Source organism: Winogradskyella sp. 4-2091 (assembly GCF_045765065.1).
GTDB lineage: Bacteria > Bacteroidota > Bacteroidia > Flavobacteriales > Flavobacteriaceae > Winogradskyella.
Genome location: NZ_JBJKOD010000005.1, coordinates 119074 through 132407, shown reverse-complemented (window position 1 = coordinate 132407; position 13334 = coordinate 119074). Strand labels below are relative to the sequence as shown.

General features: G+C 31.4%; 14 protein-coding genes. 1 reads left to right on the top strand and 13 read right to left on the bottom strand.

The features are described from left to right. Positions 1-103: 103 nt before the first annotated feature. The 3 genes from ACJBCC_RS08415 to ACJBCC_RS08405 form a co-directional block, all read right to left on the bottom strand. Positions 104-2773, bottom strand: coding sequence for a BspA family leucine-rich repeat surface protein (locus ACJBCC_RS08415; RefSeq protein ID WP_407556928.1), 2670 nt, complete (start codon positions 2771-2773; stop codon positions 104-106). 190 nt (positions 2774-2963) lie between these two features. After that, a complete protein-coding gene (locus tag ACJBCC_RS08410) occupies positions 2964-3290 on the bottom strand; it encodes a hypothetical protein (protein ID WP_299101558.1) in 327 nt (108 codons plus the stop codon). Positions 3291-3469: 179 nt separating this feature from the next. Then, a complete protein-coding gene (locus tag ACJBCC_RS08405) occupies positions 3470-3814 on the bottom strand; it encodes a helix-turn-helix domain-containing protein (protein WP_299101560.1) in 345 nt (114 codons plus the stop codon). Between the two features lie 98 nt (positions 3815-3912). Here ACJBCC_RS08405 and ACJBCC_RS08400 point away from each other — a divergent pair, with 98 nt between their 5' ends. Beyond that, positions 3913-4650: an SDR family oxidoreductase gene (locus tag ACJBCC_RS08400; protein ID WP_407556927.1), complete on the top strand. Its 738-nt coding sequence runs from the start codon at positions 3913-3915 to the stop codon at positions 4648-4650. Between the two features lie 155 nt (positions 4651-4805). On the opposite strand, the gene ACJBCC_RS08395 is transcribed toward ACJBCC_RS08400, so the two are convergent. The 10 genes from ACJBCC_RS08395 to ACJBCC_RS08350 form a co-directional block, all read right to left on the bottom strand. Further along, on the bottom strand, positions 4806-5180 hold the full coding sequence (locus ACJBCC_RS08395; RefSeq protein WP_299101564.1) for a VOC family protein: 375 nt from the start codon (positions 5178-5180) through the stop codon (positions 4806-4808). A gap of 85 nt (positions 5181-5265) precedes the next feature. After that, the gene (locus ACJBCC_RS08390; protein ID WP_407556926.1) at positions 5266-6081 is read right to left on the bottom strand and encodes a DUF6597 domain-containing transcriptional factor; all 816 of its coding nucleotides are present in this window, start codon (positions 6079-6081) and stop codon (positions 5266-5268) included. Positions 6082-6252: 171 nt separating this feature from the next. Then, complete coding sequence (locus ACJBCC_RS08385; protein ID WP_407556925.1) at positions 6253-6771, bottom strand: GNAT family N-acetyltransferase; 519 nt, start codon at positions 6769-6771, stop codon at positions 6253-6255. Between the two features lie 188 nt (positions 6772-6959). Further along, positions 6960-7130, bottom strand: a complete 171-nt coding sequence (locus ACJBCC_RS08380; RefSeq protein ID WP_299101568.1) for a hypothetical protein — start codon at positions 7128-7130, stop codon at positions 6960-6962. A gap of 140 nt (positions 7131-7270) precedes the next feature. Continuing rightward, on the bottom strand, positions 7271-7591 hold the full coding sequence (locus ACJBCC_RS08375) for a hypothetical protein (RefSeq protein WP_407556924.1): 321 nt from the start codon (positions 7589-7591) through the stop codon (positions 7271-7273). A gap of 162 nt (positions 7592-7753) precedes the next feature. After that, positions 7754-8335: a YdeI/OmpD-associated family protein gene (locus ACJBCC_RS08370; RefSeq protein ID WP_407556923.1), complete on the bottom strand. Its 582-nt coding sequence runs from the start codon at positions 8333-8335 to the stop codon at positions 7754-7756. Then, positions 8328-9290: an alpha/beta fold hydrolase gene (locus tag ACJBCC_RS08365; protein ID WP_407556922.1), complete on the bottom strand. Its 963-nt coding sequence runs from the start codon at positions 9288-9290 to the stop codon at positions 8328-8330. The genes ACJBCC_RS08370 and ACJBCC_RS08365 overlap by 8 nt, the downstream gene beginning before the upstream one ends. A gap of 74 nt (positions 9291-9364) precedes the next feature. After that, positions 9365-10054: a helix-turn-helix transcriptional regulator gene (locus ACJBCC_RS08360; protein WP_407556921.1), complete on the bottom strand. Its 690-nt coding sequence runs from the start codon at positions 10052-10054 to the stop codon at positions 9365-9367. A 172-nt stretch (positions 10055-10226) separates the two neighbouring features. Beyond that, a complete protein-coding gene (locus ACJBCC_RS08355; RefSeq protein WP_407556920.1) occupies positions 10227-11060 on the bottom strand; it encodes a hypothetical protein in 834 nt (277 codons plus the stop codon). Between the two features lie 104 nt (positions 11061-11164). Continuing rightward, a complete protein-coding gene (locus ACJBCC_RS08350; protein WP_299101572.1) occupies positions 11165-13318 on the bottom strand; it encodes a M3 family metallopeptidase in 2154 nt (717 codons plus the stop codon). Between the last annotated feature and the right edge of the window lie 16 nt (positions 13319-13334).

The window sequence follows — 13334 nt, the reverse complement described above, 5'->3', positions numbered from 1 at the left end:
TACAACTAATAATAGAATAATAAATGTGTGTTTCATAATAATATAGATTTTGGTCAATGTGTTTGATTAAAGTTTTAAAATCTATGATACCTAATACCTAACCTTATGATTTTATCAACTTCTTCACAATATCATTTTGGTCGGTTTTTATTTTTAAGATATAGAATCCAGGATTTAAATCTTTTACATTATAACTTGCAGATTCTGAAAATGTCTTCAGTAATTTTCCCGAAATGGTATATATTTCTACTGAGTCTACATGTGCGTTATTTGATAGATCTAGCTTAAAAAACTCAAGTATTGGATAAGGGTACACTGTTAGATAACTATCAAATTCATAGTCATCTGTACTTAAATTTTGAACCACTTCAGTAAAAACTGTATTTGTTATTATTGGAGAATTATAATCAAAATAAATACTTGCGTTGCCACTCATTATATCTCCTATTTGTGTTGTTGCTATAGGTTTAATTTTATAAGCAATGTAGCCTTTGCTGTTTGGTTCATCTACAGCTTCATATGGTAAATTAATGTTGTCGAACAGAAATTGCACCTCATTATTGTTGGTAATACTCACTTGATAATCGTGACTAGAACTTACTATTTGTAAAGTACTCCAATCTAATTCTGAATCTAATACATCTTCTATAATCACAAAAGTTGCATTTGCGCTACCAGTATTCTGAAATCTTATAATATAATCCAAGTATTCACTTGTTTCATTTGCAGTAATAGTTTCGCCTTGTAACACCCTTTTATCATTAGGATCAAAGGCATTCACAACTATTTGATCTAGATAATACGTGTTATCATTTGGTGTATAATCGTTTGCATTTGGCATCACAACCGCTGTAAAGTTTAAAACATCATCTGCATTTAGAGTTGGAGGGACAACATTTTGCATAGTAATGTCTATTGCCTTGCTTTGAAATGGTTGTAATGTTCCTAGACTAAAATCTATACTGCTTGATAAAGCAGTGGATTCACTAGGATTTGCAGAAACGAAGGATTGTTTAGTGTCATCAAAAGTAAATGTTGAAGAAACGTTGTTCATAATTTCTGTACCCATATTTTTAATTACTAAACTGTAAGTAGATACAAAACCTGGTCTTGCGTCATTTATTGGTAGAATAGTAATATTTAAATCTTCCACATTTTGATTTGCAGTTAAGCAAAAATCTATAATCTCTGTGGCATTTGTGCTATTTAAAGTTGAGGTTTCTGTTGCAGGATTAGCAGTAAAATAATCAGGAAGATTGACAACGTTAAGATTAAAATTACCTTCATTTGCTGCAATAGAATACGAACCATTTAAAACAGTTACTCCATAAATAAAGTTGTTACCAGTGGCATTTACTAAAAGATCTTCTACAGGTATATCATTGTCATCACAACCATTATTATCAATGTCGTATAGAAAAGTTCCAGAAATTGAATACTCAATACAACTAGAGCTTAAATTATCTCCTATAATCCACCAATCTAATTCATTTTCTAAATAAGACCTTACTTGGCTATCACAATATTCTATATCATAAGCTTGAAGTGTTTTATTTTGTAAACCAGACTGAACCAAAGCTAAAAGTAAAGCATCATAGTTATCAGTATTCATTGATGTATAGCCAACAAAAGATAAACTAGTAGAACCACTAGAAAAATCAGATACGTTTTCAAAATTCCAACTTGAAATATCTTGGTTAAACATCGTGGCATTATGAAAAACCCCTTTCATGCTAATCACGTTGGTTGTGTTCCAATTATCTACCGGTTGATTAAATGACGTGGCATCCTTAAACATTTCCCTAATACTAAGATTATTAGATAAATCCCAATCATTTAAAGGCTCGTTAAATGAGGAAGCACCTTGAAACATACCTCTCATAGATATGGCACTTGAGGTATTCCAATCATTGAGGTTCTGATTAAACGAAGATGCATTATAAAACATAAAACCAAACTCCACTACATTAGATACATTCCAGTTATTTAAAGGTTGATTAAAGCTATATGCGTTTCTAAACATCCAATACATATCTGTGACATTAGATACATTCCAATTATTTAAAGGCTGATTAAAAACACCATTATCCTCGGGAAAAAAGCCAAACATACCAACCATATTGGTAACATTAGAAACATCCCAAGAATTAATGTTTTGATTGAATGATAAGGCTCTACCAAACATAGACTGCATATCAGTTACATTAGAAACATCCCAAGTATCTAAAGGTTGATTAAAAGCGAATGCTTCATTAAATAAACTAGACATATCAGTGACATTAGAAACATCCCAATCATTCATTGGTGAATTAAGAGAATGACAACCATTAAACATATTAATCATAGTTGTTACCAAACTTAAATCAGGTATGTCAGCTGCATTAATCACTAAATTTTTTAAGCCATAAAAGGCATTTTCCATTGTAATCCATTGCGCAGAACCCCATTGTTCAATTGATTTTACTTTATCCTTCATATAATATCCAGACGCACCATTGTAGTGAACTCTGTTAATATCCCCAGAAACTACTATGGTGTATATTCCTGGCGCACTATAGGTGTGATGTATTGAGGAATTAGCAACATCATCATCCGTTAAGATAGTTCCATCTCCTACATCTATGGTAAAATCGCCTCCACTAAATGGATATTTAACACCTAAACCTGTATCATAGTCTACCTCGTAAGTCATAATAAAATCATTTTCATTTTGGCTATAACTGATAAGAAAAAGGAATATGGCTAATAATGTGGTGGTATATTTTAACATCATAGATTTAGTGGTTTTTATGAACTTGATTAAAACTTATGTGCAACCTAAAAGCGCAGGTCTAGCTGATTGGTTAAAGCATTAAAGTTAGTAAATAAATCGGAATATAATTTCTCAAATTACTGACGTAATTTGAAATTGTGGTTAGTAGGCTGGGACTTTTATAAAGAACATGAATTGTTAATCATAGTTCTCAGTTTTTCAAAAGCTTTTCACTTCTGTTCAGTTTGGGATATTTTGCAATAAACTTGATTAAAACAGAATCCGTTAATTTAATTTTTTTAAATGCTTTGGAGTCTGTTATAGATAGGTTAGATGTATAATTAATTCCGTTATAATTAAAATTTGCTGTGAGTGATGGCGAGCTTTTAGCGCCATAGTACGTTTTCACAATTACACCTTTAATATAAATGCCTTCACTATCAATTTTGTTATTTATTTTGGATGCGTTAAGGTAGATTAACAAGGAAAACAGGGCGAAAATGCCTAATGATAAATAATACAGTGTTTTCCTTTTCATTTTCGGCTGTATTTATGTCATATTTCCGAAAAATATAGCCGTGTTTGCAAAATGACAAAGCCCAACTAATATAAAAAACTCAATATGGTATAATTCCTTATACCAAAATGTATTAATGGTAATTTCTAAACTAACTATTATGGCTCCTAGAACAATTAAGACTTTTTTTAATTAGTTTTTTATTTTAAGTTCTTGTTGCTCCATTCCATTATTTTAGTCAAATTCTCTTTTAATGATTTTCCTTTTTCTGTTAGTCGGTATTCAACTTTGGGCGGAATTACAGGATATGCTTTTCGGTCTATTATTTTTAATTTTTCTAAATCTTTAAGTTGTTGGGATAACATTTTTTGACTTATTCCGTCTATTGCTTTGTCTAATTCGTTAAAACGCATTACCTCATTTAAGAGCAAAAGCCAAACGATTACAGGTTTCCATTTTCCGCCAATTTGCTCCATAAATAGCGTAATAGGACATTCGTTGGCTTTTTGGTATTTTTTTTCAATTATTTTTTCGTCTTGTTTCATATATAACTACACTTTTACAACGTAATGGTTAGTTACTTACTAAGAGGTAAGTACTTGTTAAATATAAAGTTATTTGTCAAATTTGCTTAAAAAAATAAATGAAAACTAAAACAATTTTAATAACTGGTGGAACTACAGGAATTGGTTTTGCTTGCGCAAAATATCTTTTAAATTTAAAATATCAGGTCATAATTACAGGAAGAACTAAAGAGAATTTGGATAAAGCGATTTTAGATTTAGGTAATAATGTTATCGGAATTTTATCAGACACATCATCTTTAAAAGATATTGATAATTTAGTTTTACAAGTGAAAAAGCAATTCGGAACTATTGATGGATTATTTGTAAATGCTGGTATTTTTAAAGCATCTCGTTTTGAAAGCACTTCTGAAGCAGTATTTGATGAAACAATAAACGTTAATTTTAAAGGAGCTTTTTTTACAGTTCAAAAATTTGTTCCTATTTTAAAAAATCCGTCGAGTATTGTGTTAAATACTTCTATCGTAGTTTTTAAAGCATTTGCTGATACAAGTATATACACAGCCAGTAAAGCTGCTCTAGAAAGTATTGCTAAGGTTTTAAATATTGAACTTTCTAGTAAAGGGATTAGAGTAAATATTGTAAGTCCTGGTGTTACGGAAAGTCCTATTCAAAAAAAATCAGGAATGAGTGATGAAGCTATTTCTAATCTTCTAGAGCATTTCTCATCAACTTCTCCAATAGGAAGAATTGTTCAGCCTGCAGATATAGCTCCAATAGTAGAGTTCTTACTATCAGATAAATCTATGGTTTTAAGAAATGAAAAAATCGTTGTAGATGGTGGCACAACACTGTAAAGCGTGTCATCATTCTAGATGTGTAAGATCTATAATGTGGTTTATACATTAAAGTTAGCAAATAAAAACCGAATATAAAATCTGGAAGGATTTTAAGAGTAATATAGAACAAGTGATAATTAAGATGGAGTTGAACTTGCTAACTTTTAAATACATTAATTTCTTGAGTGAAGCCCAATTGTGTTTCCATCTCTATCCATTAAAATAGAAACAAAACCAAACTCTCCAATAGACATTTTTGGTCTTATAATTTTTCCTCCTGCTTTTTCAACTAAATTTTCTTCAGTTGTACAATCTAAAGATTCAAAGTAGATAATGGTATTGTTGCTGTTGGGTACAAAATTTTCTTTTTCTACTAATGCACCAGTAATATTTAGCCCTTTAGGATCAAATGGGAAACCGGATTGTTTACCAAATTCAATAGGAAAATCAACGAGTTTAATATTAAAAACAGTTTCATAAAACGCTTTTGCATTGTTTAAGTTAGATACATGGATGTCGAACCAGTTTACAGGATTTACGTTTTTCATTTTAATTACATTTATATTTTGTTGCGTTATTGCATTGCAAAGATGCTACGACTTTAAAATATAAAATTGTAAAAATGGGACAAGGCTAATCTTTGCTGTCAAAAATTAAAGACATCTTTAAATCGTTTCCGTAAAACGCTTTAGGTGTGAGACCTGTAAACTCCTTAAAGTCTTTTATAAAATGTGCTTGGTCAAAGTATTCATTTTTATACGCTAAATCTGTGAGACTTGTAACTTCGTTGTTTAACAACGATTTTAATGCATTTTGAATGCGAATAGTTTTAGAAAGTTGTTTTGGACTTAACCCAATTGTTGATGAGAATTTCCGCGTTAATTGTCTTCGATTAATATTATTTTTCTCTGATAATTCATTTACAGAGAATTGTCCATTGGCTTCTATAATTGTATCAATTGTGGCATTTACAATGCTGTCTATAACGTTCTTTTCTGTCAATCTTTCTAACAAAAAAGTTTCAATTAATGTAATTCGCTGAGACGTAGAATTAGCATTTAAAATTTGCTCTCCAATTTTGTCTCCATCGTTCCCAAATAGTTGATGTAATGGTACAGCAGTGTTTTGAATTTCCTTTATCGCTATGTTAGCAAAAGGTAAGAATCCATTTGGTTGAAATCTAACCACAAAAGAGCCTGTGGTTCCTAACGGTTCTACAACATACGGTTTAGTTAATTGCCCTATTAAAAAACATCTTGGTAGCACTATACTTTCTTTATCATTGATATGATGTTTATAAGTATCTCCATAATGAAAGATAAGTTTCATTGTTCCATCTGGCACAATTGTGTTTTTTCTAGGAGTGTTTTCTAAATCACTTTCTAAATTCCAGTAGCATTTAACCCACTGTTTTAAACTTTCTTGTGGTTCAAATATGTTGTGATTCATTTTGAGTTTTTATTTTTGCTAAGATTGCTACACGTGTTTTTATATGAAAGCGAAACTTTTTTAAACACTAAAGTTAGCAAATATATCATAGTTAGATTGTCTATAAGGACTTTCTTAAATTGGCTCTGACTTGCAATAAATTATATAGGGTTGTCGTGCGTATGTGTTTTTTCAATTCAGTATTTTATTCATTACTAAATTCTCGTAAGTATTTGATTCCATTGGGAAGTCCACATTACCTATTGAGGTGTAACCTTGTCTTTTGTAAAAGGCTATTGCTCTATCATTTTTAATATAAACCTCCAGATTAAATTCGGCAAATCCATTTTGACGAACTTCTTTCTCCGTTTCATTTATAAGTCCGTACCCAATTCCTTTTCCGTAAAATCTTTCCAAGACATATAATTTACTCAATTCAGGAACAGATGTTTTTCTAATCGGACAAGTGCTGTCATAGATAATTTCAGCAACTCCAATAGGATTTCCATTCTGATAAGCAATTATTAATCGGCTTGGTTTTTCTTTTATTGTACTTATAATATTTTCAGTAGAGAACCTTTTTGTAATAAAGTTCGCAAATTCAAAAGTTACTCCGTCAACTGCGTATGTCTGAATATAGACAGTTTTAAGTAATACTGATATTCTCAAAGAGTCTGAAAGTTTTGCTTTTCCGAATGAAATTTCGCCCATTTTTAGTTTAAATTAATATTATTTCGTGGGTTTACCGTAAGATGTACAACGGTTTTGTGTACGATATCGTTGTTGTTTATGCAACTAATTTAGCAAATAAAATCGAATGGAAAACGTGTAAGGATTTTATTATGTAGGTAATACTATAAATGAATTATACAAAATGTTATCTACTGGCTTTTTTCTCTTTATTCAATTGTATCAGTTTCGTTTTCTTCATCTGAATTTCTGCTCAATCTAATTCCGATAATTATCATTTGAATAATTCCAATTACCCAATAAGTAGGAAATCGTAAAAAAGTATAAACAACTTCGAAACTATCCATCCATTCTCCAACGATTTGCAGTTCGATAATCATTGAAATAAATGGAAGTACGAACCCAAACAAAATAATAACCAATAAATAACCTATTTTTTTTCAAAATTTGTCTTCCAATACTTAATATTTAGGAAGATTAAAATCGCAATAATTAAATAGTCAAAATATCCTATTAACATCTATTTATTTGATTCGTGAAAATATTCGTAAGCATAACCTTCTATTTCTCCGCTCAATTGATTTCCGTTTTCGTCTTTCAGCTCATACATTTCTTGTATTCCGCCAATCGAAGCGCAACCATCTAAACCTAAAAGTATCGAGTAAAAAACATCAGTCAACGTATTATTCATAACTTTTTCCATTATTGCATTCTGTTCGTCAGTCAGATTAAGTGATTTAATTAATTGTCCAACTTCAGTATCTGGATTTTTAGATAAATATTCTTTTAGGAAATTCTGTTTTTCGGTATAAAATGCCTTTACTAATTCTTCTGTGTTCATCGGTTTTTTTTAGCTTGCAGGTAACGCATCTTTAGATGATTTCGTTGCCTGGTTTAGCACCTAATTTAGCAAATAAAAACCGAATAGAAAATACGCGAGGATTTTTGTAAGTAGGCTTTTACCAGCAATTTTTTATACACGGTGTTGTAAGCCGTTTTTATTTTATCGGAATTGTTTTGGTTTTGTGTTTTTACGAGCATTTTCGGCTATTTCGATAATTCTTTTTAGTCTAGTTTCATCTCTTTTGGCAAGAACAACCCAACTTAATAGAATTTTCTTTGCTGATTTACTTAAACTCTCGTAATATTCTAAAGCACCTTCTCTTTTGTCAAATTCTTTTTTTAAATCTTTCGGAAGTATAAGAGCTTCTACATCATCTAGTATAAACCAAGAACCATTTGCCTTTGCCGTTTCAATAGCTTTATAGCCAGCTTCTCGAATAAGTTTTTTTGAAGTTAAATATTCTACTTTATCTTTATTTACCTTAGACCAAATACTGTTAGGTTTTCTTTTGCTAAAATATTGGATGTACCTTTCTGAGTCAATTGTTTTTTTAGTACTATCTATCCATCCAAAACAGAGTGCTTCATCAACTGATTCACTCCAACTAATAGAGGCAACTTTTGTTGATTTTTTATAAAAAACAAGCCAAACAGACTGTTTCAACTGATGATTTACTTCTAACCAGTTTCTCCAATCTGTTTGACTTTTAGGATAATATGTTTCTATTTCCTCTTTATTCATTATGCTGTTCTAACCATTTTAATATGGCTTGATTAGTTTCTTCAGGTTTTTCTTGTTGGATACAATGACCACAATCTAAACTAACTACTTCTACATTAGGAACAAAATCTGTTAAATTTTCAGATTTAGGAATCATATCTTGGTCTCCATATATCATAAGTGCAGCGTGTTTAATGATTGGATTCACGTCTGCCAATAAATGCCAATTTTGGTCAAGGTTTCTATACCAATTTATACCTCCTGTAAATCCTGATGTTTCGAAAGCAGAAACATAAACAGCCAATTCACTTTCACTCATTATAGGGTCTCCAAGTGATTTCTCTGCTTTTGCAAGATTAATCATCATCATACCTGGTTCAGGCATTGTAAGTGGTACATTTTTTCGGAACAAATTACCAAGAAATTGAGATTTGTTTTCATCCAAAATAGCATCTGCGACTCCTACTTGTCTATTAAAGTGAACAAAATAATTATCTGGTCCAAATATTTCTTCCATAAACTCTATCCAAGGTTTTTCTCCTCTTTGCATATATGGTAAAGCCAAATTTATTATTTTATTTACTTTCTCAGGATTTAATAAAGCTAGACTCCAAACAATATTTGCTCCCCAATCGTGACCAATAAAGGTAGCTTTTTCATATCCGTAGTGGTCAAGTAGAGCAACTAAATCTCCAGTTAAATGTTCAATGCCATAAGCTGTTATTTCAGTTGGGCAAGATGATTTACCATAACCTCTTTGATTTGGAACAATAACGTGATATCCAGCTTTTACAAGTTCTGGAATTTGGAAACGCCAAGAAAACGCATTTTCTGGAAATCCATGACAAAGTACAATAGGTTTACCTTTATTCTCTTTACCTGCTTCAAATACTTCAAGTTCAATACCATTGACTGAAATCATAGTTGGACTTGGAAATTCAATTGAATTAATACTTTCGTTCATTTTTGATGTCATTTTTTGTTTTACAATAATTATACTACAAAAGTAAATAAGGTCGATGACAACCTTATGGCAAGGGTCAAAAAGAGTTATTGATATTTGTCAAAATATTCTTGTAAAGTCATATTATGAGGTTCGAAATTTTCTGTTAGAATTTCTATTTTTTGAATTCTGTCTGGTCTAAAAAACCTAAACTCGTTACGTAAACGACAAAATGCAACTAAATACCAATTTTCAGAATTTAATATAGCAAATGGTTCTATTATTCTAATTGATGCAGAATTTTCCTTATTGATATATTCTATTTTAACAAGGTTATAATTAGTTAATGCATTTTGTAAATCTGATAAATTATTACTATTCCTTTCTCGATTTATGTTTTCGTCATAACGTGTACGTTCAAGAAGTATATTAGCTTTATCTTTTGTTGTATATTTTAGAATTGATTTTATTTTATCTATTGCTTCCGAATAGTCCTTTACAAATGATGCATCCTTACTATTTAGCACTAATTGTTCTGCAAGTATTAAAGCATTTGCTTGTTTTTCGGTAAACATTACAGGTGGGATTTTATATCCTTCCATTAATGTATAGCCTTTTCCTTCTTTTGTTAATACAGGAACACCAGATTGTTCCAATGCCTTAATGTCTCTGTATATAGTTCTTTTGCTAATATTAAATTTATTAGCTAATTCCGAAGCAGTTACAATTCGTTTGGTCTGTAATTGAATTAAGATTGCTGTTAATCTTGATAGTCTATTTGTTTCGGAATAATCCATTTTTCAATGTAGTTATTAGTTTTTTCAAATGGCTTACAACGTGTTTGTATATGGTTTGTTGCGTGGTTTAAGCACCTAATTTAGCAAATAAAAACCGAATAGAAAATCCGCGAGGATTTTCGTAAGTAGGCTAGAACCAGCAATAAATTATATACGGTGTTAGCCATAGTTTTTATTCCGTTAAATTGTTCAATTCATTTTCCAATTCCGAAGTTCCATTTTTAAGTTTACAGGTTTTAATCAGTTTTGAGTTACTTTTAAAATATTCAAATAGGAATTTGGATTTATGGTAACACTTGTTGTCATTTGTTATAAATGCTTTACAGATTGAACCATAAGCCGAATGTTTTGAATCATTTAGTAAATTACTAAAATCTCCTTTTTCATTCATTGAGTCTGGAAAAAAACCAATCAAATCTAAATTCATATACGCAGTTGTATAGTAATCAATATAAGTCAAAGGATTTGTTGAAGTATCTCCTCGCAATGATAGTCCAAATTCAACGAATTCTTTTAAAGAACCACTTATACCTATCATTTTAATTAGTTCGTCCAATTGTGAAACTGAAAAGTTACAAATACTCTTTGGGTCTAATTTAAAATGTGTTTTTATTATGTCATCTCTTAAATGACCATAATTATCTGTCATTTGTTTTACAATAGTTTGCCATTGAACCAAAGGTGCTGTTGAATTATCATAAACATTTTGTTCATAGAATTCGAGAGCATTTCTATTTTCAACGTCAACATAATCACGTCCAAAATATTTAACGATTACTAAATCCTTTGTCTTTGCAGAAAGATAATTTAAGTCATTTATTCGTGTGCTTGATAATTCGTCTGAAGTTCTTGCTAAATCTCCTAAATGTGCATCTGAATAAACCAATGTTATTTTATCAGATTGTCTTTTTAGAAAGTCATCCAGAACGATATGAGGATTCAATTTCGGCTCTTTGAGTATAGAAAATAAATTCCAATCTATGTATGTTAAGTCCTCTGTTTTCAATGTTTGGGCAAATTATGGCTAACTCCTTATATATTAAACTTTATATTCCATAACCCGTAAATTTAACAAGTTATGGAAAGTTGTTTTAATAAAAAATAGTGCCATTAATTATTACTCTTAGCTATTGGAAATCCACGATCTTTCATTAACGCTTCAATCTTAGCATCTCGTCCTCTAAATTTTCTATAAGCTTCTGCTGGTTCCATAGCATTACGTGGTGCAAACAAAAACTCCACTAATTTTTTTGCTACTTCCTTGTCGTAGAAACCGTCTTTCGCTTCTCTAAAAGCTTCAGATGCATCGCTTGTTAACACATCTGCCCACATATAACCATAGTACGCAGTAGCATAACCTTCACCAGCAAACACATGGCCAAATTGAGGTGTTCTGTGACGCATAGGTAATTCTTTAGGCATTCCTAATGCGTCTAAAGTTTCTCTTTCAAATTTATCAATGTCAATATCAGTAGGATCTGCAAGGTGTAATTTCATGTCAACTAAGGCTGAGGCTAAATATTCCGTAGTGCCAAATCCTTGATTAAAGGTTGATGCTTTTTTAATTTTTTCTACTAAAGCAGCAGGCATCGGTTTCCCAGTTTTATAATGTACTAAGTAGTTATTAATAACTTGGTCTGTAGATAACCAGCGCTCTAATAATTGCGATTGAAACTCTGTATAATCTCTTACACCTCCATTTAAGGTTGGGTATTTTACATCTGCAGAAAAGAAATGTAATGCATGCCCAAACTCGTGGAAAAATGTAGTTGCATCATCCCAAGATACTAAAACAGCTTCGCCTGGTGCTGGTTTTACAAAATTAGAGTTGTTAGAGGCTAAAACATTTTTGTCACCTTCAAAAGAATCTGAACTTCTATACGTGGTTGCCCAAGCGCCAGATCGTTTACCTTGACGTGCGTATGGATCTAAATACCATAACCCAATGTTTTTTCCTGTGGTTTTATCGGAGACTTCCCAAACTTTTACATCGCCATGAAACACAGGTACTGAACCCTCTGCAACTGGTGTAAAATTGTAATTAAATAGTTCTCCTGCCACATAAAACATGGCTTCTGTAAGCTTGTCTAGTTGCAAATATTGTTTCACTTCATCGCTGTCTAAGTCGTATTTCTTTTTACGTACTTTTTCTGCATAATATCTATAATCCCATGGTTCTATGGTAATATTATCACCTAACTCATTAGCTACGCTTTGCATATCTGCAACTTCTTCTTTTACTCTTGCTGTTGCAGCAGGCCAAACAGCCATCATTAAATCCATGGCATTTTCTGGTGTTTTAGCCATACGGTTTTGTAAGCGCCATTCTGCAAAGTTTTTGTAACCCATTAACCCAACACGCTCTTTACGTAGTTTTAAAATTTCAGCAATAATTTTATTGTTATCATATTCGTCGCCATTGTCGCCTCTAGAGTAGTAGTTTCCCCAAACTTGTTTGCGTAACTCACGTTCTGTAGAGTAGGTTAAAAACGGATCCATAGAAGACCTTGTATTGGTAATGGCGTATTTTCCTTCTTTACCTTTTTCTTTAGCTATGTTTGCTGCAGATTTAATAAAACCAGGAGACAAACCACCTAATTGATTTTCGTCTAAAAAAGTGATGTAATTTTCTTCGTCATGTAATACGTTGTTTGAAAAATCGGTATACAATGAAGATAATTCCTTATTTATTGCTGCATAACGCTTTTTCTTGTCGGCATCTAAATTAGCGCCATTCATTTCAAACTGTTTATAGATTAAATCTACAACACGTTGTGCTTGTGGTTCTAAAGGTGTTTTTTGTGAAGCATTATAAACCGTTTTTATACGTTGAAAAAGGTTTTCGTTTTGAGAGATTTCTGATCTAAAATCCGAAAGCTTTGGTGCTAGTTCTGATTGAATTTCTCTAAATTCTGGCGTAGACATATTACTACCCATTATTCCATAATATGTAAACACACGATCTAAGGCTTTACCAGCACTTTCCATGGCAACAATAGTGTTTTCAAAAGTAGCAGGTTCAGTATTATTTGCTATGATTTCTATTTCAGCCAAATGAAGCTGCATCGCTTCTTCTACGGCAGGTTTTATGGCATCTATAGAAATTTTATCAAAAGATGGAACACCTTCGTAAGGGCCTGTCCATTCTTGTATTAGTACGTTATTGCTCATTGCGGTTTTTGGTGTTTTAGTCGTTTCTTCCTTACAGCTTGCAAATAATACAATACTGAAAATTAATGTGGTTTTTAAAGACTTAGAAATCATAGTTGTTGGTTTTTGT